Source organism: Paraburkholderia sp. BR10954 (genome assembly GCF_040965775.1).
Lineage (GTDB): Bacteria > Pseudomonadota > Gammaproteobacteria > Burkholderiales > Burkholderiaceae > Paraburkholderia > Paraburkholderia youngii.
Window position 1 is genome coordinate 43991 of the sequence record NZ_JBFRCK010000035.1, and the last position, 24959, is coordinate 68949.

General features: G+C 64.8%; 18 protein-coding genes. 7 read left to right on the plus strand and 11 right to left on the minus strand.

Translation table 11 applies throughout. From position 1 onward, the window contains the following. Positions 1-2: 2 nt before the first annotated feature. The 10 genes from AB4Y34_RS33530 to AB4Y34_RS33575 are packed head-to-tail and all read right to left on the minus strand — an operon-like array spanning position 3 to position 14714. Positions 3-3248: an efflux RND transporter permease subunit gene (locus tag AB4Y34_RS33530; protein WP_368718481.1), complete on the minus strand. Its 3246-nt coding sequence runs from the start codon at positions 3246-3248 to the stop codon at positions 3-5. Then, entirely contained in the window at positions 3245-4351 is a 1107-nt protein-coding gene (locus AB4Y34_RS33535; protein WP_368718500.1) for an efflux RND transporter periplasmic adaptor subunit, read from the minus strand. The genes AB4Y34_RS33530 and AB4Y34_RS33535 overlap by 4 nt, the downstream gene beginning before the upstream one ends. A 2-nt stretch (positions 4352-4353) precedes the next feature. Then, on the minus strand, positions 4354-6024 hold the full coding sequence (locus tag AB4Y34_RS33540) for a fatty acyl-AMP ligase (protein ID WP_368718482.1): 1671 nt from the start codon (positions 6022-6024) through the stop codon (positions 4354-4356). Positions 6025-6040: 16 nt separating this feature from the next. After that, the gene (locus AB4Y34_RS33545) at positions 6041-7045 is read right to left on the minus strand and encodes a fatty acid desaturase (protein WP_176383353.1); all 1005 of its coding nucleotides are present in this window, start codon (positions 7043-7045) and stop codon (positions 6041-6043) included. A gap of 55 nt (positions 7046-7100) precedes the next feature. Beyond that, positions 7101-9878 (minus strand): phosphoenolpyruvate synthase, encoded by a 2778-nt coding sequence (locus AB4Y34_RS33550; RefSeq protein WP_368718483.1) that lies wholly within the window; start codon positions 9876-9878, stop codon positions 7101-7103. A gap of 15 nt (positions 9879-9893) precedes the next feature. Next, complete coding sequence (locus AB4Y34_RS33555) at positions 9894-11555, minus strand: nucleotidyltransferase domain-containing protein (protein ID WP_368718484.1); 1662 nt, start codon at positions 11553-11555, stop codon at positions 9894-9896. Positions 11556-11573: 18 nt separating this feature from the next. Further along, positions 11574-12656 carry an SDR family oxidoreductase gene (locus AB4Y34_RS33560; protein WP_368718485.1) on the minus strand — a complete coding sequence of 361 codons (1083 nt, stop codon included), beginning with the start codon at positions 12654-12656 and terminating at the stop codon, positions 11574-11576. A 26-nt stretch (positions 12657-12682) separates the two neighbouring features. After that, positions 12683-13600: a hypothetical protein gene (locus tag AB4Y34_RS33565; RefSeq protein ID WP_368718486.1), complete on the minus strand. Its 918-nt coding sequence runs from the start codon at positions 13598-13600 to the stop codon at positions 12683-12685. After that, on the minus strand, positions 13597-13926 hold the full coding sequence (locus AB4Y34_RS33570) for an acyl carrier protein (RefSeq protein ID WP_176383359.1): 330 nt from the start codon (positions 13924-13926) through the stop codon (positions 13597-13599). Before AB4Y34_RS33570 ends, AB4Y34_RS33565 begins: the two co-directional genes overlap by 4 nt. 17 nt (positions 13927-13943) lie before the next feature. Beyond that, positions 13944-14714, minus strand: coding sequence for a Coq4 family protein (locus AB4Y34_RS33575; protein ID WP_176383360.1), 771 nt, complete (start codon positions 14712-14714; stop codon positions 13944-13946). Positions 14715-15193: 479 nt separating this feature from the next. Here AB4Y34_RS33575 and AB4Y34_RS33580 point away from each other — a divergent pair, with 479 nt between their 5' ends. The 4 genes from AB4Y34_RS33580 (at position 15194) to AB4Y34_RS33595 (ending at position 20155) form a co-directional block, all read left to right on the plus strand. Next, positions 15194-16303 carry a hypothetical protein gene (locus AB4Y34_RS33580; RefSeq protein WP_176383361.1) on the plus strand — a complete coding sequence of 370 codons (1110 nt, stop codon included), beginning with the start codon at positions 15194-15196 and terminating at the stop codon, positions 16301-16303. 61 nt (positions 16304-16364) lie between these two features. Continuing rightward, positions 16365-17897, plus strand: coding sequence for a radical SAM protein (locus AB4Y34_RS33585; protein WP_368718487.1), 1533 nt, complete (start codon positions 16365-16367; stop codon positions 17895-17897). A gap of 68 nt (positions 17898-17965) precedes the next feature. Beyond that, positions 17966-19393: a tryptophanase gene (locus AB4Y34_RS33590; RefSeq protein ID WP_368718488.1), complete on the plus strand. Its 1428-nt coding sequence runs from the start codon at positions 17966-17968 to the stop codon at positions 19391-19393. Positions 19394-19402: 9 nt separating this feature from the next. Further along, positions 19403-20155, plus strand: coding sequence for a dTMP kinase (locus AB4Y34_RS33595; protein WP_368718489.1), 753 nt, complete (start codon positions 19403-19405; stop codon positions 20153-20155). A 106-nt stretch (positions 20156-20261) separates the two neighbouring features. Here AB4Y34_RS33595 and AB4Y34_RS33600 read toward each other — a convergent pair whose 3' ends face one another. Further along, positions 20262-20738 (minus strand): Lrp/AsnC family transcriptional regulator, encoded by a 477-nt coding sequence (locus tag AB4Y34_RS33600; protein ID WP_176383365.1) that lies wholly within the window; start codon positions 20736-20738, stop codon positions 20262-20264. Positions 20739-21025: 287 nt separating this feature from the next. Here AB4Y34_RS33600 and hppD point away from each other — a divergent pair, with 287 nt between their 5' ends. From hppD to AB4Y34_RS33615, 3 genes are all read left to right on the plus strand, one after another. Beyond that, complete coding sequence (hppD, locus tag AB4Y34_RS33605; RefSeq protein ID WP_368592888.1) at positions 21026-22099, plus strand: 4-hydroxyphenylpyruvate dioxygenase; 1074 nt, start codon at positions 21026-21028, stop codon at positions 22097-22099. A 173-nt stretch (positions 22100-22272) separates the two neighbouring features. Continuing rightward, positions 22273-23658, plus strand: coding sequence for an amino acid permease (locus AB4Y34_RS33610; RefSeq protein ID WP_176125543.1), 1386 nt, complete (start codon positions 22273-22275; stop codon positions 23656-23658). Positions 23659-23702: 44 nt separating this feature from the next. Next, positions 23703-24908 (plus strand): amino acid aminotransferase, encoded by a 1206-nt coding sequence (locus AB4Y34_RS33615; protein WP_368718490.1) that lies wholly within the window; start codon positions 23703-23705, stop codon positions 24906-24908. The last annotated feature ends 51 nt before the right edge of the window (positions 24909-24959 follow it).

Genomic DNA, 24959 nt, shown 5'->3' on the forward strand with positions numbered 1-24959 from the left:
GATCAGCTCCACGTGTATTCGATTGTCGAGGACGCGGTTCGCACACCGCGTTCGAAGTGCCGCACCTTGAACGCGGTCGCATAGAGCGCGGGAACGAAGAACAGCGTCAGCACGGTCGCGCCCGTGATGCCGCCCATCAGTGCGGTCGCCATCGGTCCGAAGAAGGCCGATTGCAGCAGCGGGATCAGCGCGAGCACGGCGGCCGCGGCGGTCAGCATGATCGGGCGGAAGCGCCGGACCGTGGCGCTTACGATCGCATCGAAGCGCCCCTGGCCCGCGGCGATATTGCGTTCGATCTGATCGACGAGAATCACCGAGTTGCGCATGATGATTCCGGACATCGCAATGACGCCGAGCATCGCGACGAAGCCGAACGGCTTGCCGAACAGCAGCAGTGCGGCGACCACGCCGATCAGCCCCAGCGGCGCGGTGAGCACGACCATCAGCACGCGCGCGAAGCTGCGCAGTTGAATCATCAGCAGCGTCAGCACCACCACGAGCATCAGCGGCAGCTGCGCGATCACCGACGCCTGCGCCTTGCCGCTGATCTCGCCCGCGCCGCCGGTCTCGATCCGATAGCCGATCGGCAGCGACGCGCGCAGCGGCGCAAGCGTCCGATCGATCGCCTGGGTCACGTCGAGCTCCAGCGCGTTGCCGCGCACGTCGGCCTGGACCGTGATCGTCGGTTGACGATCGCGGTCCCAGATCACCCCGTATTCGAGCTCGTTGTGCAGGTGTGCGAGCGTACCGAGCGGAACCGGGCCGTTCGGCGTCGGCATCGCGAGGTTCACGATCTCGGCGGGATCGACCCGCTCACGCTGGGGCGCGCGCAGGTCGACGCTGATCAACCGGTCGCGCACCCGGTACTGCGTGAACGTATAGCCCGATAGCGTCATCGCGAGGAAGCTCGCCACGTCTTCCGACGTGACACCGAGCTCACGCGCCTTCTGCTGGTCGATCTCGAAGCGCACCGAGCGTTCGCCGGGTTCGTCCCAGTCGAAATGCACGCCCGTCGTGCGGGCATCGGCCTTCATCGTCGCCGCGACTTTTTCCGCGATTTCCCGCACGGTGGCGAGGTCGTTTCCGCTGACGCGAAACTGCACCGGATAGCCGACCGAGGGTCCCGTCTGCAGCGGCGAAACACGCGCACGCACGGCGGGAAAGCTGTTTTGCAGCGTGCTCGCGAGCCAGCGTTCGAGCTTTTCGCGGTCGTCGACGGACCTGGCGGTGATCACGAGCTGCGCGAAGTTCGGCTGGGGCATCTGGACGTCGAGCGGCAGATAGAAGCGCGGCGCGCCCGTGCCGACGAAATCGACCAGATGATCGATCTCGGGCCGGCCGGCTAGCGTCTTTTCGAGGCGCGCGGCTTCGCGCAGCGTCGCTTCGAACGACGCACTTTCGGGCAGCCGCAGGTCGACGAGCAGCTCGGGACGCTCGGAGCTCGGGAAGAACTGTTGCGGCACGAGCGCGAAGCCGGCCAACGCAACCACGAACAGCGCAGCCGTGACGCCAATCACGACGAGGCGGCGCTTCACGCACCACGCGATGCAGTCGCGCAGGCGGTCATGAAAGCGGGGCGCGCGCGGCGCCGCCAGCGGGGCGCGGCGCGTCTGCGCGTCGTCGCGCCGGCGCAGCTTGCGAAGCGCGCGCCGAGGCGGCGTCTCGCGCGCGATGTCCTTGCGTTCGGGCAGCAGGTGATAGCCGAGCAACGGAATCAGCACGACCGCCGCGAACCACGAAGCAACCAGCGCAATCGCGGACACCTGAAAGATCGAGCGCGTGTATTCGCCAGTGGCCGATTTCGCCAGCGCGATCGGCAGGAATCCCGCCACCGTGACCAGGGTTCCCGTCAGCATCGGAAACGCGGTGCTGCTGTAGGCGAACGCCGCGGCCCTCGCGCGGCCCCATCCCTGTTCGAGCTTCACTGCCATCATCTCGACCGCGATGATCGCATCGTCGACGAGCAGCCCCAGTGCGAGGACCAGCGTGCCGAGCGAGATCTTGTGCAGGCCGATATCGAACCCATTCATGCATAGCGCGGTGACCGCGAGCACGACCGGGATCGAAATCGCCACCACCACGCCGGCGCGCCAGCCCAATGAGATAAGGCTCACGGCCAGCACGATCACGATCGCTTCGGCGGCGGCGCGCAGAAAGCCGTTGACCGAGTGCGAGACCGCGTGCGGCATGCTCGACACCTGGACGAGTTCGAGCCCCGCGGGCAGACGCGCGCGCAATTCGGCCGTCTTCGCGTCGAGCAGCTTGCCGAGCTGAATCACATCGCCGCCAGTCTGCATCGTGATGCCGATGGCGAGCACCGGGCGGCCGTTGGTGCGAACCTGCGAGACCGGCGGATCGTCGTAGCCGCGCTTGATCGTCGCAATGTCGCCAAGACGAACGAGGCGGTGATTGATGTCGATCAGCGTGTCGCTCATCGCCGTCAGGTCGGTGAACTGGCCGCTCGGACGCACGAACACGCGATCGAAAGCGGTGGTGAGCGTGCCGCTCGGCGTGACCGCGTTTTGCGCGTTGATCGCCCGCGCGAGCTGTTGCGGCGTGATGCTGAGCCGCGTCAATTGCGCGTTGGGAATCTCGATCGTGATGTGCTCGTCGGGGTCGCCGAAATAGTCGACTTTCGCGACGCCGGGCACACGCAGCAGCACGCCGCGCAGTTCGTCCGCATAGTCGTGCAGTTGGGCCGGCGAGAAGCCGTCGCCGGCTAGCGCATAGATGTTCGTGTAGACGTCGCCGAATTCGTCGTCGAAGTACGGCCCGCGCACGCCGGGCGGCAGCGTATCCGCGATGTCGCCGATTTTCTTGCGCACCTCGTACCACGTGTCGCGCACCTCGCTCACCGGCGCGGAGTCTTTCATCGTGAAGACGATCAGCGATTCGCCGGGACGGGAGTAGCTGCGCAGATAGTCGAGATGCGGCGTTTCCTGCAGCTTGCGGCCGATCCTGTCGGTCACCTGCTCCTCGACCTGGCGCGCGGTCGCGCCGGGCCAGAAGGTGCGGATCACCATCGCGCGGAACGTGAACGGCGGGTCCTCGGATTGTCCGAGCCGGGAATAGGCGAGCACGCCGAACAGCGTCGCGAGCACGACGGCGAAAAAGACAAGCGCCTGGTTGCGGATCGCCCACGCGGACAGATTGAAGCGGCCGGTGTCGTCCGCTGCTGGCCGCCGCGGTCCACCCGGTTCACCGGGGCCGCCCGCTCCGTCGGGCCCCTGGCCAAACAGCGCTCTCATGACGCGAAGTCCTCGGGATGCAACGGCGCGACCGCGCGCACGGTTTCGCCGGCGCTGACTGTGTGCACGCCTTGCAGCACGACGCGCTCGCCGTCCGTGAGGCCTCGCGCGACGGAGATCGTGCGGTCGTCATAGCGGCCCACCTGGACCCGGCGCAGTTCCAGCGCCTCGTCGCCGGGCCGCACGACCCAGACGGCCGGCGCGTTGCCGTCGTGAAAGAGCGCGCTGGCGGGCAGCGTGATCGGGTCGTCCGCTTGCGCCTCGCCGGACGCGTCGGCGAAGGTGATGGTGGCCGTCATGCCGAGGCGGACTTCGGGGCCTGGCGCATCGAGCGTCAGTTTCGCGCGATAGGTGCGGCTGCCGGGGTCTGCTGCCGGCGACAGCTCCCGGACGTGCGCGGTGAAGCGTCGGTCCGTGACGGCCGGCAGCGACACGCTGGCCGCGCTGCCGACCGCCAGCGCGTTCAGCAGGCTCTCGGGCACGTCGCAGAGGATATCGACCTCGCCAGACCACGCGAGGTGGTAGACCGGCTGTCCCGCCGCGACGTTCTGCCCGGTATCGGCGTCTTCGGCGGTGACGACGCCGGCATGGTCCGCGGTGAGTACCGTGTATTGGGTCTGATTCTTCAGCAGCGCGAACTGCTGTACCGCCTGATCGCGCTGCGCGGCGGCCGCCACATACGCATCCTGGGTCTGCTCCAGCTGCGCCGTCGAGATCAGCTGTTCCTGCGCCTGAGCCCGGTCGCGATCGAGTTGCTGCTCGGCGAAGGTGAGCCGATGCTGCGCCGCCATCAATTGGGCCTGCGCGCTCGCGAGGCTGCGCTGCGCGTCGTCGGCATCGAGCCGCGCGAGCACCTGGCCGGCCGTGACCGTATCGCCGAGCCGCACCTTCCGCTCGACCAGCTTGCCGGCGACGCGAAACGACAGCGGCGTCGCATAGCGTGCGTTGACTTCGCCCGGCAGCGTCGCGAGCACGGGCTTGCTGTCCCGATGCACGACCACCGCGATGACCGGGCGCGGCAGCGTCACCTCGGCTTCTTTCGGGTGACAGGCGGCGAGCGCGAGCGCGCCCGACACCGTCAGCATGATCTCGCGCCAGCGCATGCTCACGAGTGTTCCTCCAGCTCGCCGGCTTCGAACTGCGCCTTGGTCCGGCGGCGCTGCACCTTGCCGCTCGAAGTTCGCGGCAAGCTGCCCGCCTGCACGATCGCGACGTGACCGACCTGCAAGCCCGCGCATTCGGCGACCTTCTGCGCGATCGCACGGCGCAGCGCCGTGGCCTCCGCGGGCTTGCCCTCGGCGCAGACGACCAGCGTCTCGTCGCCGTCGCGCATCACGCTGAACGCGATCACGCCGCGGCTTTGCACGCTCGGCAACTCGGCCACCGCCCATTCGATGTCCTGCGGATAGAGGTTCGAGCCGTGAATCACGATCAGGTCCTTGCTGCGGCCGCAGATATAGAGCTGGTCGCCCGCGACGTAGCCGAGATCGCCGGTCTGCAGCCAGCCGTCGCGGTACGCGTCGGCGCTCGCTTCGGTGAGGCCGTAGTAGCCCACGGTGATGCTGGGCCCGCGCGTGACGATCTCGCCGACGCAGCGTTCGGGCAACGCCCGCCCGGATTCGTCGACGATCCGCAGCTCGTGTCCGGGAAAGCAATGGCCGCAGCCGACCAGTTCGATCGTGCGCAAGCTGGTATCACGCGCGGCCGGTATCGCTCGACCGAGCCCCAGCGGTGCCGCATAGACGACGTCGGTGACGATCGGCTGGCCGTGGTCGTGAAACGTGATCGCGAGCGTTGCCTCGGCCATCCCGTAGCACGGCAGCAATGCTTCGGCGCGAAAGCCGGCGGGCTCGAAGCGCGCGGAGAACTGGCGCAGCGCTTGCGCGTTGATCGGCTCGGCGCCGCAGCCGGCCACGCGCAGCCGACTCAGGTCGAGGCCTTCGAGGTCCTGGTCGCGGGTACGGCGCGCGGCGAGCGCGTACGCGAAGTTCGGCGCGAAGCTGATCGTGCCGCGGTACTTCGTGATCGCCTCCATCCACAGGCCAGGCCGGCGCACGAATGCTTCGGTTGCTAGCAGCACGCTCGGCAAGTCGCAGATCAGCGCGCCCAGCACGCTGATGAGTCCCATGTCGTGGTGCAGCGGCAGCCAGCTCACATAGACATCCTGCTCGTGCAGATCGATGCCGCGCGGTCCGAGGAACGCTGTTGCATTCGCGATCAGATTGCGATGCGTGACCATCACGCCTTTCGGCAGCGACGTGCTGCCCGACGTGTATTGCAGAAAGCACAGGTCATCGGGATGCAGCGTGGGCAAATCGCAGGCGGGCGGCTCGCCGTCGAGCAGCGCTTCGACGGTCACGATGCGTTCGAGGCCGGTGTCGGCGGCCAGCACGTCCTCGATGGTCTCGCGTGTCGAGTTCGACGTCAGCAGCATCCGCGCGCCTGCCGAGCGCACGATGTGACTGACGGTTTCGGCGTAGCGTTCGCGGGTTCTGAAGTTCAGGCTTCCGCGCGGAAAGATCGGAACCGGCACCAGACCGGCGAACGACGCGCCGAGGAAGCTCAGGATGAACGCTTCCGGGTCCAGGATCACGAGCGCGATACGGTCGCCCTTGTTCAGGCCCAGTGCCACGAGCTTTTGCGCACGCTGGCGTGCCTCGCGCTCGAGCGCGTCGTACGGATAGTAGTGCTCGTCGCCGTGCGAGGAGACAAAGCGAAGGCCTCGAGCGTCGCCGCGCGGCAGCGCTGAAACGGCATCGACTAGCGTCAGGTTCATGGTGACGGCTCCCCGCTTACCTGGTCGAGATTCCGTGATCGAGCGAAGCAGCGGGCGACCAGTCGCGGATCGGCTGCAGACGGCGACGCAAGAGCGCGATCACCTCGTCGTCGCTGCGCACCGGCGCGCCCGGCAAGCGCACGAAATGCCTGGCGAGCTTGCGGTGCTGGCGCGTGACCAGCAGCAGCCAGATCTGCGCGATGTCGATTCCATCGAACACGACCGCATCCTCGTGACCGTACTTCTCGAGGTTCGCGGCGAACTCCTTCGTGAGCTCGCTGAAGTGCGTGCCTTTGCGGACGTGGTGATAGATGTGATAACCGGCGTTGAAGACGCGCGCATTGAAACGCGAGTCGATCGTATTGGTGCTGCTCGTGTACGGGTTGTCCGGATGATCGGGGTCGATGAACGCGTGCTGGACCCAGTTGCCGATCATCATCATCAGCCGCACGAACACGAACGGAAACACGAACACGACCAGCGTCGCCCGCAGGTTCCAGTACGCGGCCGCGCCGATCGCCGCGTAGAACGCGATCTCACCGACGAGCAGTTGCCGCATCAGCTTCGTATTGCGCGAGCGCCACAGATAGACGCTGAGCTCGACCGGCACCAGCGCGGCGAAGCGCAAGTAGTAATGCAGAAAGCCGATGACGCTATCGCGCTGAAACCGCATCGTCGAGCTCAGGTCGCGTGGCAGGTTGTCGTCGATGTGATGCATGCCCATGTGATGGACATAGAACGTGCCCGGCGTCTGGCCGAAGAACGGGCACAGCACCCAGTCGAGCAGGATTTCGAGCGCGCGGTACTTCTTCCTGAAGAGCCGCCGATGCAGCGTGCAGTGGTAGCTCATCGTGAAGCGGTCGCCGAACATATTCCAGACCAGCACATAGGCCACGCCCGCCCACCAGGGAAAGTGGCCGAGCCAATACAGCACGGCCGCGGCGGGGATGAATATCAGCGCGCACTCGATGTAGAGCCACAGATGCGGCAGGTCGCGACGATCGTTGAGCAGGCGGTACATGGCAGTTTCCTTCAGGGGCGGTTGCAGTGGTCAGTCAAGGGGGTGGGGATTCGTTTCAGGTCGGCTCGGGCAGTTCGATCACGCCGCTATGGCCATCGACCTTGAGTTGCATGCCCGACTGCACGCGCGTGGTGAGGCCCGGAATCTGCACGACGGTCGGGATGCCGATTTCGCGTGCGACGATCGCGGCATGGGTCAGCGGACTGCCGCGCTCGATCAGCAGGCCGGTCGCCGACGCGAATACCGGGACCCAGCCGGGGTCGGTCCGATAGGTGACGAGGATGCCGCCGTCGAATTCGTTCGCTTCGCGCACGACCTTCGCGCGCCCTTCGGCGAAGCCCGGCGAGCAGGGCGTGCCGCGCAGCGTCGCGCCGGCCGCATGGGCGGGCGCCGCGTGCAGCGCGGCGAGGTTCGCCGGCTTGCTGAGCCAGGCCGCTACGGGGCCATGCGTGACGAAGCGTGGCGGCAGGTCATCCATCGCGCGATAGCTCGCGTCGTCGCGCTTGCGCTGCTCGATGAGCGGGCGCAGTTCGCGGTGGGACACGGTGCCTTCGAAGCAGCCGCGAATCTCGTCGAGACGCAGATGGAAGATGTCGCGGCCTGTGGCCAGCACGCCGTCGGCGGCGAGACCCTCGCCGATCGCGCGGAACATCCGGCGCGCGACCCCGAACGCGCGCGAACGGCAAAAGCGCACGGTCTCGCGCGCCCGGATCGCGGCGCGCACACGGCCGCGTGCGCGGGCAAAAATCCAGCGCTGCAGCGGACCCAGCCGCTCACGCAACACCGCGTCGATGCGCGCTTCGGTGGCGCTGCGATCGATCGTCGCGGCGCCATGCGCGAGCGAGGCCTTCAACATATCGAACAGCACGCCCGGGTCTTCGCGCAGATCGGGTTCTTCGAGCTTCAGCTCGTTGTTGCTGCGGTACGCGAAGTCGGCAAGGTAGCGCTCGACGTCGGCGACGATCTCGGGCGCGCCGCATTCGCGCAGCGCCGCATACGCATCGGCTGACGGCGTGTTGCGGATCAGCGCTTCGACCCGCGGCTTCGACCGCACGGCTTCCGCCAGCGCGGCCAGCCTGCGGACCGGCTCGATCGACTCGATGTCGTCCATGCCGCCGATCACCGCCACTTCGAGCCAGTCGGGCGCATCGGCAATCCACCGCTTGATCACGCGCCTGAGCACGCCGTAACTGAGACCGATCGCCGATTCGAGCACGATCATCATGCCCCAGCGTGCCAGCAGCGCCTGCTCGAAGCGGCAGTAGTGCGCATAGACGGCATCGGCGGGATGCGAGCGATAGTCGAGCGCGTTGAACTCGTCGTAGACCGGATAGAAGAACGCGCGGAAGCGCTCGACGTTGCGCTCCAGCCGCGCGAAGTGCCACGCGAACTTCGTGCCGCTCACGGCGCGGATGCAGGCGAGCCCAGCGCGCGAGCCGGCCTTGTACGGCGCGATCAGCTCGGCGAAGCTCGCCAGATCGAGCGGCTCGTCGACGCCCATCTGGACTTCCATCATCTTGCGTCCGAGGTCCTGGAACGGCGCGAGCCCGGACAGCTTGTACCAGTGCAGCAGGTTGTAGTACACGCGCCCGTTCAGGAACGCGAGCGTCGAGCCGAGGAAGCCGTCCATCTCGCGCCGCTGCTTGTGCGGAATCGCGAGCAGCCGGCAGAACTCGCGGAACACCTGTGCGTAGACGTGCTGCGCGAAGGTGAAGGTCAGCTGCGTGGTCACGCCGGGATAGTTCTCGACGATGTTGGAGTTGTCCCACAGCTGGAATTCGCCGCTCCGCGATGGGGCCGGTGCGACCGGCGTGGTCACCGGGCGCGCCTGCAGAATCCACAACTGGTGCTCCGCGATACACCATTCGATATCGAGCGGCTCGCCGAACTTGTTTTCGAGCGTGCGGGCCGCCGCCACGACGCGCTCGATCTCGTCGTTGGAAAGGGCCGCAGCATCGCGCAGCGCGGCTGGAACCTCGCGGATGTGGCGGCCGTCATGACGCTCGCGTTTTTCACCGATCACTACCTGCTTGTGGTGCCCGGTGTGGCGGTCCACGGTGACCGTGTCAGCGTCGACGGCGCCCGACACGAGTCCTTCGCCGAGCCCGTAGACGGCGCTCAGCACCAGCTCGTCGCGCTTGCCGTTGGCGGGGTTGATCGTGAACACGACGCCGCTCGTGTCCGCCTGAACGAGGCGCTGCAGGATCACAGCCATGTCGGCGCCGGCCATGTCGAGTCCGTGCTGATGCCGGTAGCGCAGCGAGCGCTCGGAATACGCGGAGGCCCAGCACCGGCGCACGTGTTCGAGTGTCGAGTCGAGCCCGCGTACATCGAGGAACGTGTCGAACTGGCCTGCGAACGAGAAGCTCGCGCTGTCTTCTTCGACACCTGACGAACGCACCGCGAGCGGTCCGTCTCCGATCGCATCGTGCGCGCGTGCAATGTCGGCGCGCAACGCGGCGCTGATGTCGCACGTCAGCACGGCCTCGCAGATCCTGCTCGCGATCGCGGCGGCGTTGGCGGGCGTGAAGTCGCTGAGCAGCGTGGCGATGGTTTGATCGAGGCCGCCGTCGCGGCGGAACTCCGCAAAGCAGTCGGTGCCGAGGATCGCCCAGTGCGGCACCGCTACACCGAGGTTCGCCAGCCGATGGAGCGATCGTCCCTTGTTGCCGGCGAGCCGCTCGATGGCTTCGGCGGGACTTGCCGCGGTGAGAATCAAACGTGGCGATGCTGTTGGGCCGGCGCTGCTGCTTGCGTCGAAGCTCTCGTGCTGTGCGTAGCTCTTGCCCGCTTCGCATTCGCCGCATGCGCGCGCAATGGTGTCGAAATTCATTGAGGTCCCCGTTGCTCAGGTGCTCGACGAAGCGAGCAGGTCTCTTGCTTCCTCGGCGGTACCGCGCCCGCCGTGAGCGGTCTGCGGAAAGCGCGCGTGCAGATGCGCACCGAGGTTGATCCAGTCGTAGGCGGCGTGGATCGTGCCGCGCCAGCCCCATGCCGTATCGAAGCTCGCCGGAAACTGCGGGTCGCCGCCGAGGTTGCGCAGACGCTGCGCGAGCTCATCGGCGAGCGCGACGTAACGCTCGGCATCCGGTGCCGATCCGATCGAGCACTGTTCGAGTTCGCGGATGCCGTCGATCAGCGCCGCATCGAGAGGCAGCAGCCGGATCGCGTCGAGCGTCGCTTCTTCCATCGTCGACTGCGGCGTCACGCCGTGCGCGCCGAGGGTGACCATGCAGGCGGTTTGCATCATCCGTTGCAGCGCGTACTCGAGCACCTTCCATTGGCCGCGCCGCAGTGCGCCCTGGGCGTCCTCGCGCGCATTTTCGAGGCCGATGTTGGCCCAGACCATCTCGAGGCCCGCTTCGGCGAAGCGCCCGGCGGGCATCGGCAGCAACTGGGCACCGCTCGCGCGGCCGGCCGCGAGGCGTGCGCCATCGATCGAGATCAACGGCGCACGGGACACCGGCGTCGAAGTCGCCTGCTGTCGTGCGTGGATTTCTCCGCTGCCCTTCCAGCGCAGGCTGACGAGACCCAGCCGGCTGAAGTCCGCGATCAGCGCGCGCTGCCGGCTCGCCGCCTGCGCGTCGCCACGGCTGGCGATGGCCGTGCATGGGGTGTCGAAGGTGATCGCACGCCAGGCCTGGGCGGCTTCGTCGTCGAGCGCAAAAACGTCGCTGCCTCGCAGCACATGGACCCGTTCGCCGATCTGCCAGGTCGTCGCGTCCTTGCCTGGGCCGATCAGCACGTTCTCCGCCGCGAGGCTCACACCGCCGACGCCAAACTCGCGGAGCAGCGCGACCCCCGCCGCGAGGAACGAGCTTTCGGCGCCATGTTCGCGCGGCGCGTGCAGCAGGTTCCACAGACGGCCGGCGAGACCCGCGTCGATAGCCGCGCGTTCGAGTTGCAGCGACAGCCATTTCGGGCTCATGTAGCACTCGCCGAGCCGCGCCACATGACTCTTCGCCGCATGAAACGCGGCGGTTCTGATCCAGGCGCGGGCGTAGTCGGGCTCGCCGAGCGCGAACATCGCGACCGCATAGCGGCCGGTCTGGCGCGCGAAATCCTCGAACCACAGCGCCACCGCCTCGCAGAGCGCGTCGCGGCCAAGCTCCGCTTGCAGCGTTTCGATCAATGCCGGGTTGTCGATCGGCAGCGCACCGATGAAGCGCTGGCACCGTTCGAGCAGATTCCACGACAGCCGCGCGACCGCGCGACGCCCTTTGCCGAGCGCTGCGCGAACCTGCGCGAGCTCGCGGCGCAGGCGCGCCGGACTCAGCAACCTGACTTCGATGCGGCGGCCGTCGATAAACAGGATGTACGGCATCGTGGCCGGCTCCAGCCCGCTATCGACGATCGCGACGAAGTCGACATCGGAGCGCTCGTTGCCGAAACCTTCGGCGATCGAGCCTTCGAGAAAGACGGCGCTCGGTGCCCGCTGTTCGAACTGGGCGCTCAACGCGGTGCGCGCTTTTTGCCAGAGCTCGGCGAGCATCGGATCGGTCATCAACATGGTTAGGCTCCCTGAGCGTCAAGCCGTGCGCGGCACGAAGTAGCCCGCCGCGATTCCATAACGGAAGATCCTGCGCAGCAGCGTTTTGCCCGTCGCGCGAGGCATGGGCGGCATGATCGCGGTGGTCGCGTCGCGGGCGAAGCGCACCTGGCGCGTCAGGTACGACTCGTACAGCTTCACGACCTCGTCGTAGTAGCGCCGCTCGAGCGGCTTCATCGCGGCGGCGTCGAACACATGCCGCGGCACATAGCGAGGCACGTGAAACGACGGGAACTCCGCGCAGACGTCGTTGATTTCGCGCAGCGTGGTCGGCGCGCCCGAGGTCAGATGCAGCGTGCGTCCGCGCACCAGCGGGAACTTCACCAGCGCCTCGACGACGCAGTCGGCGACCCAGTCGATCGGCACGATGTTCAGCGTCGCGCCGTAGTCGCCTGGCATCGTGCGCACGAGTCCCGCGGCCGTCAGGCGCACGACGGTGTAGAGCGTGTCGAATTTGCGGATCACGCCGCTCGCGGAGTCGCCGACGATGATCGACGGGCGCAGCACCGCGGCCGGCAGACCGCTGCGCATCGCCGCTCGCACCGATTGTTCCGCGCGGTACTTGCTCTGCTCATACGGGTTGCCCAGCCGCTGGCCGAGGTCCAGATCGTCCTCGCTGAACACGCCGGGGCGCTCGCCGCAGACATAGGCGGTGCTCACGTAGAGCAGCGGTATCGGCGCGTCGTCGCGAGGCTGCGCGAACTCGACGATGCGCTCGGTGCCGCGAAAGTTGATCGCGTCGTAGACTTCGGGCTTGCGTCCGAAACTGGTGAGCGCGGCACAGTGGACGATCGCGCCCGTCGTCGCGCGCAGCGCCTCGTAGGTGTGCGGGTCGAGCCCAAGCTGGGGTTCGGCGACGTCGCCCCGCACACATGCGAAGGTTCCGGCTGCAGGCGTGTGGCCGTCGTACGTGGTTGCCGCGAGCGGCGTGCCGTCGTTGCGGACAACCGGTCCTTCGGAGCGCAGGAATGCGACGACCGGGTAGCCCATTGCCGTGAGCCGGGCGATCACTTCGGCGCCCAACAGACCTCGCGCACCGGTGACGAGAACGTGCTTATCCATCGTGGGTGACCATCCAGGGTTGCGTGTCATTTGAGGAGAACCTCGGCCAGCAGTCCGAGCTCGACGGCGACGATGAAGCGCGTGCCCGCCCAGCGTGGCCGGCCCGGCCTGCTCGCGGGGCCCGGCCAACTCGCGTTGAGCCAGACGAGCCATACGAGTGGCAGCGTCGCCGCATAGATCGAATAGGTTTGCGACAGGCCTGCGAGGCGCGACAGCGACACGTTGATGCCGAGCGCCAGCATCAGCAGAAGATTCAGCGTGACGCGGATTTCGCGCGCCGACAGGTGATAGGGCTGCAGTGCGGTGGTGCCGACTTTGCGCGAGAACTTCCAGAATTCGTAGCCGGTCCACATCGAGCCCGCTACGCACGTCACGGCATAGAAGCTCAGTTCGCGGCCAGCCATGTCGCGCCACCAGAAATAGCCGTATATGAAGACCGCGAAGGGCGCCCCCTCGAATGCGGGAAAGCACAGCAACGGGCAGCTCGGGAGCAGCCGCTTGAATACGAACGGCGCGGCGAAGGCGAGGGCGGTGGCGGCAGCGGCGGCCGTGCTCGCGTGCCGCATGCCGGTGTTTAGTGCAACGAGCAGCAGCGCGCATGTCGCGAGGCTGGCGACAAGACGTGTGCGTCGTGCCTCGCGGCGCGCCAACAGCGCGTGCCCGGTGGGATGGTCGCGTTCGAGATCGTCGAGATCGTCGATCAAGCGAAGCTGGACGAACAGCAGGAGAAAGGACACGAGGCCGGCCAGCACGCGCCAGCCCGGTTCAACGGCGACGTCGGCGATCCGTCCGTACAGCACCAGCGAGCAGACGAACGCGCCGGCGATCGGCAGCGCTTCTGCGGCCAGCGGCAAGCGGCCGAGCGTGCTGCCGAGCGCAACTGCCGCGGCCGCAAGCCGGCCACGTCTTGCATGCGCGGTGGCCAGCGAAAGGCGCGGGCTCATGTACGCATCCCCTCGTTGGCGTCCACGCGGATGGCGGCGTGCCGGATGCACAGGTCCACGAGCGAGCCGACCGTGAAATACGTTTCGGCGTGTTCTTCGTTCAGCGCTTCTAGCGGCAGACGGTCGATGCCGAACGCCTGCTCGACCGCGACCACCGCTTCGACGAGCGATAGCGAGTCGAGGCCGAGATCGGCGATCAGCGAACTCTCGAGGTGAATCTCTGCGTTGAAGTCGCGCTGATGCTCGCGGCAGACGCGCAGCAACTGCGTGCGTACGATGCCGAATACGGTGTTGCGCATCGACGCATGTTTCGGTGTGCTGGCCATGCTGGGTTCCTTTCCGTTCACGCGTTGCTCGGCGCGGCGTAGCGCCACGGCAGAGTCTGGCCACCGGCCAGAATGCCCTGCGGATGCGCGAGCGCGACCGGCTCGATCGCCAGTTGCAGGCGGACGAGTGCGAGCGGCCGCTCCAACGCTTCTTCCCAGCGGTATGAGAGGGGAATGCGCGCGCGCTTGCCACGCAGCCACGCGCGGCGCAGAAAACGATGGACCCAGAAGTTCGGCCACCACGGCGCGGTCAGCGCGGTGCCGAGCAGACCGACGATGCGCGCGCGCATCGGTTCGAGGCCGCAGTCGAATGCGAGAAGCGAGGTCTCGCCGGCCCAGTCCTGTCCATAGCCCGTCAACACGTGCAGCAGGTCGTGAATGCAGCCGCTGCGCTCGATGAACCACTGACGGTCCGGGCCCGGCAGGATTTCTTCGAGACCGGCGGCCAGCCGGCTTGCTTGCAGCAGACCATCGGCGCTGTAGCCGCTGCGCTCCATCATCGCCATGTAGGCGCGGCCGAACGAGCCGGGCGGCAAGCGCAGCAGCGTGTCGGAATCGGCGAGCGTGTCGAGCAGCGACGGCTGCTCCGCAAGCAGCGCGCCGGCGCCCGGCTCGCTCAGAAAGCGCTGGTACATCGTCTCCATCTGACCGCCGTCGAGCGCGATCATCACTTCGTAGGCATGCTGAATGTCGTCTACGTTCTCCCTCAACGCCTTGATCGCTCGCAACGCGCGCGGCCAATCGATGTGGCGTCGCGCCAGCGCGTCGTCCTTCAAAGTTGCTGTCATCTGCGGCTCCCGGCAAAGATCAAGAGGGCGGGTCACGAGTGGCGATCGACCGGTGCCACTTCTTGCGGACGCTTTTTGCAGGGTTCATGCCAGTCATCCGTTGGCACCACGCAAGTCGTCCTCATCCCCTGCAAGAACGGAACGAAGTGCCCAGATCTCAAAAGGCGGGGTTGGAGGAAAACCCCTCGCAGCCTCCTGAATGTCGGTGCCGGGCCAACATCCGAAGGAGATCTGTTGGTTGCAGCTCGACTGCACGACGTCTGATACCGGCCCGGTTCACATGCGAACGTCCAAACATCTAAACGTTCGGATATATCGCTCGGTCTTTTGAAATCTGGCTGCCTGCTTGCGTCATTGCCTCTGACGGGGACTCACTTCGCGCAGCAAAAGAATTCCTGGCACGAACAGTGCACCAGGAGCGCGAACAACGGGTGGTGCCCTTTGGAATTCCTGGAACTCACGAGGACGGAGGTAGAGCAATGAATCAGGCCTGGAAGGCGAAAGCGGGGCAGTTCCTGCCGGGGGCGAATCTGACTGTGCTGCCGCACTGGGAGCGCGACGCCGTGCCGAGCTACGATCGTGCCGAAGTCTCGGTGCCAGGGCGCCTTCACTTCGCCGTATTCGACTTCATGCAAATGATGCCCGGCTTCGGCGGCGGCGGACTCGGCGTATCGACGAGCACGGTCGGACACCGGATCACCGTCACGAAGACGAACAACGGCGAAGGCGGCTGCGACGTGCCGAGCGGGCGGCACATGCTCGAGTTGTTCAAGCGTACGGTCGGCTACGCACGCGACGACATCCGTGTCGATCGGCTGCGCAGCATCCAGCATCAGCACAGCGGCTTCGGCTCGAATGTGTCGTTCAACACCGCGACGCTCGCCGGCTTGAACGCGTTGTTCGGCTCACCGTTTTCGCCGCACGACATGTGGGAAATGATCACCCGCAACTACGTCGAGACCGCGAAGGATGACGAGCACGTGTATTTCGGCCTCGAGACCGGCGTCGGCGAAGCGTGCCTGTTCTTCGGCGGGCTGGTCTGGGTCGACGAGAAACACGGCAACGGCCGTTTCCTCGGCAACCTGAGTTCGGAAAACCTGTGGGTGACCACCGCCGTTGGCAACTACGACACGCTATCGACAGAAGCGCTGCGTGCGCATGGCGAAGGCGCGGACATGTCCGGCACCACCGAGGCCGGTTTCGTGCCGACGCATTTCGTCGAGTGGCAGAAGCGCTATGGCACCGCGTGGCGCAACTTCATCGAACAGAAACTGCGACCGGCGCTGCATCGCAACGACCTGTTCGCGTTTCTGAAGCACGGCTGGGAACTCAACAGCATGAGCAACATGAAGGTGCTCGAAGGCATCTTCCGGACCGACGTGATGCGTGAGTTCGACGAGACGATGCAACGCGAGGGCGCGGTGTACGCGGGGATGAGCAGCGCGGGTCCGGGCTTCTATGCGTTTTCCGACTGCGAGGAAAAGGCGAAGCACCTCTCGGCGGTGATGCTGCATCGGTTCAGTGAATTCATGAGCGAGATGACGGTGGCCCGCGCGGGCCAGAAGATGTCGATCGACGTCGCCGTCTAGCCGCGCGTTTCTGCGACCCCTTGCGACCCCTCGCGAAACATTCCACTGAGACTGATCGAACATGGCCAAGCGCGTCACCTTCGTCAACACGAACCAGATCAAGCCGGCGATTGCGCCGATTGCCTTCGACTATCTGTCGGCGCCGATGGAGCGTGCAGGGTTCGAGCTCAACTTGCTCGACCTGTGCTTCTCCGACGATTGCGAGGCGGCCATTGCCGAGCACTGCCACACCGCCGCGCCGGATTACTGGGGGGTGACTCTGCGAAATACCGACGACGTCTATTTCTCCAGCGGCTACAGCTTTCTCGAGCGCATCAGGGACATCGTCGCGATGCTTCGGCGTGCGCGCGCGGTCCCGATCGTAATGGGCGGCGCGGGCTACTCGGTGATGCCGGAAAAACTGCTTGCGTACCTCGACGCGGACTTCGGCATCGTTCGGGAAGGCGAATTCAGCTTTCCCGAACTGCTGACCTGCCTCGAAGAAGGCAGGAGTTTCACGCACATACCCGGCTTGGTCTACCGCGATACGGCCGGCGTGCATGCTACGCCGCTCGCGCCCAACACATGCGGACCGTTGGCCAGCATAGGGCCTCACAAACGCGAGCTGGTCAACAACCCGCACTATTTCGCCAAAGGCGGCCAGATCGGCATCGAAACGAAACGCGGCTGCAATCGCTCCTGCATCTATTGCGTCGAGCCGCTGATCAAAGGCCGCTCGGTGCGCATGCGCGAACCCGATGACGTCGTCGCCGAGATGGCATCGCTCGAGGAGCGCGGGGTCAACGTCTTTCACATCAACGACTCGGAATTCAATCTGAGCGTCGCGCATCCGATGGCGCTGTGCGCGGCCATCATCCGGCACGGGCTCGCCGGAAAAATCCAGTGGTATGCGTACGGGATGCCGCGGCCGTTTCCCGACGAACTCGCGGCCGCGATGAAAGCGGCCGGTTGCGTCGGCATGAACTTCGGCGTCGATACCGCCAGCGAAACGATGCTGAAGATACTGCGCCGCACCTTCAGTGCTCCCGACATCGAACATGCGGTCAATACCGCGAAGCGCCACGGTCTGGAGCACATCATCGAACTGCTGTTCGGCGCGCCCGGCGAGACGCAGGAGACCGCTCGCGAGACCATCGAGTTCATCAAGCGGGTCGATCCGGAGCGCGTTTCGGTCACGGTCGGGCTGAGGATCTTCCCGGGCACCGAGCTCGAGCAGATGATCCGCCGCGAAGGCCTCCATGCCGGGAATCCGAATCTGCACGGCCATATCGAAGGCAACGACGATCTGCTGCACCCGGTGTTTTATCTGCCGACCGCATTGGGCCCGGACCCGCAGCAGTTCATTGCCGATCTGATCGGCAATGACCGGCGGTTCTTCGGGACCAATGCGAGCCTGTTCAACTACAACGCGAACGACGCGTTGGTCGAAGCGATCGCGCAAGGCGAACGCGGCGCGTATTGGTCGATCCTGAACCGGATCGAGAAACGCTTCGAAGCGGCCCATCACGCGCGCGCTTCTCACCGCGCGTCCGCGGACGGCGGCGATCCGGACTGGACGCCGATCGAGATTTTGCCGATCGAGCAAAGCGCCTGACGCGGGATGTGATGCCCGAAGCGGCCAGCCATCCGCTGGCCCGTGTACTTTCAACGCAGGAGGAGTGCATGCTTTTAGAAAACAGCCAGCCTGAGCCGTACAGGATCAAGATGGTCGAGCCGATCAGGCTGATCGACCGCGAGCAACGGCAGGCGCGGCTTGCCGCTGCCGGGTACAACTTGTTTCGCCTCGAAGCCGACGACGTCTATATCGATCTGATGACGGACAGCGGCACCTCCGCGATGAGCGCGAACCAGTGGGCGGGCATCATGACCGGCGACGAGTCGTATGCCGGCTCCCGCAGCTTTACCAAGCTGACGCAGGCGGTGCGGGACATGCTCGGCTTCGAATACGTATTGCCGACTCACCAGGGACGGCCGGCCGAGCACTTCCTGTTCCGGACCCTCGTGCGCCCGGGCCAGGTGGTGCCGTTCAACGCGCCGTTCGATTCGACCGAGGCGCACGTATCGATTGCCGGCGGGACCGCGATATCGTGTGTCGCCGAAATCGGCTACCAACCCTCTGTCGAGCATCCGTTCAAGGGCGACGTGGATGTGCAGAAACTGCGCAACGTGATCGAGAGCGAAGGACGCGACAACGTTCCGCTCATCATGGTTTCGCTGACGAACAACGCGGGCGGCGGACAGCCGGTATCGATGGCGAACCTGCGCGCGGTGAAAGCGTTGGCCGATGAGTTTGCGATTCCCGTGTACTTCGACGCGGCGCGCTGCGCGGAGAATGCTTATTTCATCCAGCAGCGCGAGAGCGGCTATGCGAACCGGTCGGTGGCGGAAATTCTGAAGGAGCAGTTTTCCTACGCCGACGGCTGCACGTTCAGTTGCAAAAAGGATGCGCTGGTTAACATCGGCGGCTTGCTCGCGACACGGTCGCGCGCGCTCTACGAGCAGGTCGTGCCGCTGCTCGTGCTGCACGAAGGCTTCGTCACCTACGGAGGGATGGCAGGCCGCGATCTCGAAGCGCTCGCGATCGGTCTGCGCGAGATGGTCGACGACAGATACCTGCAACACCGCGTGGGTCAGGTCGAACGGCTAGGGGACACACTGCTTGCCGGCGGCGTTCCGATCCTTAGGCCGACCGGTGGACACGCGGTGTATGTCGATGCGGCCGCCTTCCTGCCGCACGTGCCGCGCTCGGAGTTCCCAGCCGAGGCGCTGGCTTCCGAGCTTTACCTGGAGGGCGGCGTGCGCGCCGTCGGTCTGGGTTCGTTGGCGTTCCTGAAAGAAGATCCATCGACGGGCGCGGTCAGCGCCCCGAGGCTGGAACTGCTGAGGCTCGCCATTCCTCGCCGCGTCTACACCGATAGCCATCTCGCGGCGGTTGCGGCGGCGTTGATCCGGGTCTACCAGCGACGCGATTCGATCCGCGGTATGCGCATCGTCTCGGCGCCGCCGATGCTCAAGCACTTCACCGCGGTGCTCGCACCGATCGAGGCCCGTGACGAGGTGTTTGCGGAGAGTCGCGAAGTGATGGTCTGAGGTGATTTCATGTCGAATGCCGTGTTCGAAGCGCTCGAGCTCAAACCGCATGCTTATCCCGGCGTGCTGGTCACGTTGTGCGGCGTGGATGGGGCCGGGAAGTCTTCACTGATGGAAAAGCTCGAAAGCGCGTGCACTTGTGCCGGGCTCAACTGCGTGACGACGTTTACGCCGACCAGTCGCATCCGCAAAGATGCGGTGTTCCGGGATATGGTCGACAGCCACTGGCATACCCGTAAAGCGAGCTCGGAGCCCGATGCAAGCGTACGTCGCGTCGACATGCTGGGCATTCTGCTGTCCATCATGGGCGACCTCGTCCAGCATCTGACCGACACGGTCATACCGGCACTGGAACGCGGCGACGTAGTCTTTTGCGACCGCTACGTGTTCACCTCTCAGGCCGAGATCGGCACGCGATCCGATCCGACTGAGACTGCGCCGGTGCTCCGCAGCATCGCTGGCCATGTGCTGCGTCCCGACGTCGCCTTTGGTCTGAACGTTTCCGGCGCGACTTCACACCGCCGCGTGCGCTCAAGGAACGACGTGAACGACCAACCGCCGCCGATGAATTTTCTGACGCGTCAGGTGGCGGCCTATCGCGCCGTGTTCGACGTCAATGGCGTCGTCGCGCTGGATGGGGAGCGGAGTATCGACGAGACGTACCGCGCGGCAATCAGTCGTATCGCGGCTATCGAACGGGTTGCGGGGCGCTTGGGCCCTATCGCGGCGGAACACGCTGCACGAACCCTGGCGGCATGCTGAGGCTTCGGCCTGCGCCGAGACGCCGCATCCTGGCGTCGAGGTTTGCGACAAAACAGGGCAATGTTGCATGGAAACAAACCCGCGTCAGTACGGTCTCCGAGTCGATTCACCAGGCTGCCAACGGGACAGCGCCTGTACATTTGATTTCATCGAGGCAAACGCTGGACTTGACTCCGCTCACGCCCGGAATACGCATCAGCGTATCCAGTAGAAACTCCGACAGCGCTTTCAGGTCGTGCGCGACGACTTTGAGCATGTAATCGATATCACCCGTTACGACGAAGCATTCCTGAACCTGGGTGAGTTCCGAGATCATTCGCTTGAACTTCGACAGGTCGCGCACATGGCCTCGCTCCATCGTCACCTGGATGAAAGCCACCACGCCGAAGCCCAGCAGCTGCGCGTCGAGCCGCGTCTCGTAGCACTTGATTACGCCCATTTCCTCGAGCCGGCGATGGCGCCTCAGCGTTTGCGCGGGCGAAAGCTTGATCGCCTCCGCCAACTCGAGATTGGAGATGCGCCCTCGCGACTGAAGAATCTCCAGCAAACGCACGTCGATTCGGTCGATGTCGATTGTATGCACTCTTATTTCCTCGTTCCGCAGTGAAATGAAATGTTAATGCACAAATCAGGGTTTGTCTGCGTCCGCTAGGAAATCCTATTGCATCGATAAAAAATTAAACTGATTCCAGATGTTGCCGCGACGCGAGCGTGTGTGCTGGGAGGGTGGTCGGATGAGCAGGTGGATCGAGGGCCTTTCCCTGCGTGACGAATGGGGAAATTTTCTTGCATTTTTCCAACATGCCTCCGCATCAGTCAGTGCCCGTCGATCGCCACCAATCATTCATCCTCCGCTGAACCTGAGAAATCATGGCCGACCTGTTTGACAATCCAATGCAACTGATGGGCTTCGAATTCGTTGAATTTGCCTCGCCCGTACCCAATGTCCTCGAACCGCTGTTCGAGCAGATGGGCTTCACACTGGTGGCTCGCCACCGTTCGAAAGACGTGCTGCTTTACCGCCAAGGCGAAATCAACTTCATCGTGAATCGTGAGCGCAATAGTCAGGCCGCTTACTTTGCCGCCGAACATGGCCCGAGTGCTTGCGGCATGGCATTTCGCGTGAAAGATTCGCACAAGGCCTACGCCCGCGCGCTGTCGCTGGGCGCTCAGCCGATCGAAATCGCAACCGGTCCGATGGAGTTGCGATTGCCGGCAATCAAAGGCATTGGCGGCGCGCCGCTTTATCTGATCGACCGTTTCGAAGACGGCAAGTCGATCTACGACATCGATTTCGAGTTCATCGAAGGTGTCGAGCGTCGGCCGGCCGGTCATGGCTTGCGCCTCGTCGATCATCTGACGCACAACGTTTATCGCGGCCGCATGACCTATTGGGCCAACTTCTACGAGACGCTGTTCAACTTCCGGGAGCTACGCTACTTCGACATCGAGGGCGAATACACGGGGCTCACGTCGAAGGCGATGACGGCGCCGGACGGCAAGATCCGCATTCCATTGAACGAGGAATCCGGCAAGGGGAGCGGCCAGATCGAAGAATTCCTGATGGCCTTCAACGGCGAGGGCATTCAACACATCGCCTTCCTGACCGACGATCTGATCGCGGTGATCGACAACCTGCAGATGGCTGGCGTGCCGCTGATGACCGGGCCGAACAGCTACTACTACGATGCGCTCGAAACCCGCCTGCCAGGCCACGGTCAACCGGTTGGCGAATTGCAGTCGCGCGGCATTCTTCTCGATGGAACGACTGCGGATGGATCGCCGCGCCTGTTGCTACAGATTTTTTCCAAACCGCTGCTTGGCCCCGTCTTTTTCGAATTCATCCAGCGCAAGGGCGATGAAGGTTTCGGGGAAGGCAATTTCAAGGCACTGTTCGAGTCGCTCGAACGCGATCAGATCGAGCGGGGCACGCTGAAAGTTTGACGCGCATGCAACCCGTTCATCGCCGCTTCAACCATACCTATCCCGGCAAGACACGGCACCGGCGTCACAAGCGTCGGCTGTGAGGCCTCGGCATACTTCGCCTGCTCTGACCCGAGCAGGCAAAAAAAGCGAGGCGTGGCGTCCAGAACCAACCGCAGGACACAGGAGACAACATCGTGGCACACCAGGAACAGGGCACGCTAAAGCGCGGCCTGAAGAATCGTCACATTCAGTTGATCGCGCTAGGAGGCGCAATCGGCACGGGCCTGTTTCTCGGCATCGCGCAGACCATCAAGACGGCAGGGCCGTCCGTGTTGCTTGGGTACGCGATCGCGGGCATCGTCGCTTTCTTTATCATGCGGCAACTCGGCGAAATGGTCGTCGACGAACCCGTCGCAGGTTCTTTCAGTTACTTCGCAGGCAAGTACTGCGGGCAATTCTCTGGCTTTGTTTCCGGGTGGAATTACTGGGTGCTGTACGTGCTCGTGTCCATGGCCGAACTGTCGGCCGTTGGCATCTACATGCAGTACTGGTGGCCCGGACTGCCAACGTGGGTCTCCGCGCTCGTGTGCTTCGGCGTGATCAACGCGATCAACCTCACGAGCGTGAAGTCGTACGGCGAACTCGAATTCTGGTTCTCGATCGTCAAGGTCGCGGCGATCGTTGGCATGATCGGCTTCGGCGGCTATCTGCTGATTTCGGGCCATGCGGGTCCTGAGGCGGGCGTGGCCAATCTGTGGCGCCACGGCGGCTTCTTCCCGAACGGCGTGTCGGGTCTCGTGATGGCGATGGCAGTCATCATGTTCTCGTTCGGTGGACTGGAACTCGTCGGCATTACGGCCGCCGAGGCCGAAGATCCTTCGCACACGATCCCGCGCGCGACCAACCAGGTGATTTACCGGATCCTGATTTTCTACGTCGGCGCACTCGGCGTGCTGCTGTCGCTGTATCCGTGGGAAAAAGTCGTCGCGGGCGGTAGTCCGTTCGTGCTGATCTTTCACGCGATGAATAGCAACTTCGTCGCGAACGTGCTCAATGCGGTGGTGCTCACCGCCGCGCTGTCGGTGTACAACAGCGGTGTCTATTGCAACAGCCGCATGCTTTACGGCCTCGCAGGCCAGGGCAATGCGCCGCGCGCTCTGCTGAAGGTCAACGCGCGCGGGATTCCGCTCGTCGCGCTGGGTGTGTCCGCCGTGGCGACGGCCGCCTGCGTGGTAATCAACTATCTGATGCCGGGCAAGGCATTCGAGCTGCTGATGGGGCTCGTCGTCTCGGCGCTGATCATCAACTGGGCAATGATCAGCATCATTCATTTGCGTTTCCGCGCTGCGAAAGCGCGCGCCGGTGAGACGACCCTATTCCGCAGCCTCGGTTATCCGCTTACCAACTATCTTTGCCTGATCTTCCTTGCCGGCATTCTGGTCGTGATGTGGCTGATACCGGATCTGCGCATGTCGGTCTACCTGATCCCCGTTTGGCTCGTTGCGCTGGGCGTCGGCTATCGCGTGCGCAACAGGCGGGCGGGCGCCTCGGTTGCCGTTGGCGTGCCGACGCGCTAGGCACCGCGCTTATGCAATCTTTTGGCCTGATTCAAGGAACTAGCATGTTTGAACATATCGATGCCTATGCGGGCGACCCGATCCTCACTTTGAACGAAAACTTCGCGAAGGATTCGCGCGACCACAAGGTCAATCTGAGCATCGGCATTTACTATGACGATCAAGGCCGCTTGCCGGTGATGCAAGCGGTACGCGAGGCCGAAGGACAACTGCTCGCCGAGCTCGGTCCCAAGCCGTACCTGCCGATGGCGGGCTTCGCCCACTACCGCGATGCCGTGCAATCGCTGGTGTTCGGCGACGACTCGGCGGCGCGTACCGAGGGGCGCATCGCGACCGTGCAGACCTTGGGCGGCTCGGGCGCGCTGAAGGTCGGTGCGGATTTCATCAAGCGCTACTTTGTGGGCTCGCGAGTATGGGTCAGCGATCCGACGTGGGAAAACCACCGCTTCATCTTCGAGCGCGCCGGATTCGAAGTCAATGCGTACCCGTACTACGACGAGTCGAGCGGCGGTCTGAAGTTCGAAGAGATGCTATCGGCCATCGACGCTCTGCCGGCGCGCAGCGTCGTCCTGCTGCACGCGTGCTGTCACAACCCGACGGGTGTCGATCTGAACGACGCCCAATGGGTCCAGCTTATCGAGGTCATTGGAAAGCGGAACCTGCTGCCCTTTATCGACATGGCGTACCAAGGCTTCGGCGCTGGTATCGACGCCGACGCATTCGCGATTCGTGAACTGGTGCGCCAGAACGTGCCGGCGTTGGTGGCCAATTCGTTCTCGAAGAACTTCTCGCTGTATGGCGAGCGGTGCGGCGGACTGTCGGTGATTTGCGAGTCACCGGATATTGCCGCGCGCGTATTGGGTCAATTGACGAGCGCCGTGCGCGCCAACTACAGCAATCCGCCGACGCATGGCGCGAAGATCGTAGCGCGCGTGCTGACCACACCGGCGCTGCGGCAATCGTGGCAACAGGAGCTTGCCTCGATGTGCAGGCGCATCATGCGCATGCGCGCGGAGATCCATGAACGCCTGCGCGGCAAGGTGCCGGACACGATGCTCGCGCGCTACCTCGAGCAGCGCGGCATGTTCACGTACACGGGGCTGTCGGCGGAGCAGGTCGACACGCTGCGCGAACGGCACGGCGTCTACCTGATCCGGTCCGGGCGCATGTGCGTCGCCGCGCTCAATGACAACAACGTTGCGACGGCGGCGCAGGCCATCGCCAAGGTCATCTCGCGGGCAGGCGATTGACAGCACCGCAGGCTGAGCGCGCCAGGCTGCTACGCGATGTCGTCAAATGCG

Excerpts from the sequence above, each read along its gene's own strand:
- AB4Y34_RS33585 (WP_368718487.1), top strand. The coding sequence starts at position 16,365 with ATGGCCAAGCGCGTCACCTTCGTCAACACGAACCAGATCAAGCCGGCG.
- AB4Y34_RS33580 (WP_176383361.1), top strand. The coding sequence starts at position 15,194 with ATGAATCAGGCCTGGAAGGCGAAAGCGGGGCAGTTCCTGCCGGGGGCG.
- AB4Y34_RS33530 (WP_368718481.1), bottom strand. The coding sequence starts at position 3,248 with ATGAGAGCGCTGTTTGGCCAGGGGCCCGACGGAGCGGGCGGCCCCGGT.
- AB4Y34_RS33575 (WP_176383360.1), bottom strand. The coding sequence starts at position 14,714 with ATGACAGCAACTTTGAAGGACGACGCGCTGGCGCGACGCCACATCGAT.
- hppD (WP_368592888.1), top strand. The coding sequence starts at position 21,026 with ATGGCCGACCTGTTTGACAATCCAATGCAACTGATGGGCTTCGAATTC.
- AB4Y34_RS33565 (WP_368718486.1), bottom strand. The coding sequence starts at position 13,600 with ATGAGCCCGCGCCTTTCGCTGGCCACCGCGCATGCAAGACGTGGCCGG.
- AB4Y34_RS33550 (WP_368718483.1), bottom strand. The coding sequence starts at position 9,878 with ATGAATTTCGACACCATTGCGCGCGCATGCGGCGAATGCGAAGCGGGC.
- AB4Y34_RS33560 (WP_368718485.1), bottom strand. The coding sequence starts at position 12,656 with ATGGATAAGCACGTTCTCGTCACCGGTGCGCGAGGTCTGTTGGGCGCC.
- AB4Y34_RS33590 (WP_368718488.1), top strand. The coding sequence starts at position 17,966 with ATGCTTTTAGAAAACAGCCAGCCTGAGCCGTACAGGATCAAGATGGTC.
- AB4Y34_RS33535 (WP_368718500.1), bottom strand. The coding sequence starts at position 4,351 with ATGCGCTGGCGCGAGATCATGCTGACGGTGTCGGGCGCGCTCGCGCTC.
- AB4Y34_RS33615 (WP_368718490.1), top strand. The coding sequence starts at position 23,703 with ATGTTTGAACATATCGATGCCTATGCGGGCGACCCGATCCTCACTTTG.
- AB4Y34_RS33555 (WP_368718484.1), bottom strand. The coding sequence starts at position 11,555 with ATGTTGATGACCGATCCGATGCTCGCCGAGCTCTGGCAAAAAGCGCGC.
- AB4Y34_RS33545 (WP_176383353.1), bottom strand. The coding sequence starts at position 7,045 with ATGTACCGCCTGCTCAACGATCGTCGCGACCTGCCGCATCTGTGGCTC.
- AB4Y34_RS33570 (WP_176383359.1), bottom strand. The coding sequence starts at position 13,926 with ATGGCCAGCACACCGAAACATGCGTCGATGCGCAACACCGTATTCGGC.
- AB4Y34_RS33595 (WP_368718489.1), top strand. The coding sequence starts at position 19,403 with ATGTCGAATGCCGTGTTCGAAGCGCTCGAGCTCAAACCGCATGCTTAT.
- AB4Y34_RS33540 (WP_368718482.1), bottom strand. The coding sequence starts at position 6,024 with ATGAACCTGACGCTAGTCGATGCCGTTTCAGCGCTGCCGCGCGGCGAC.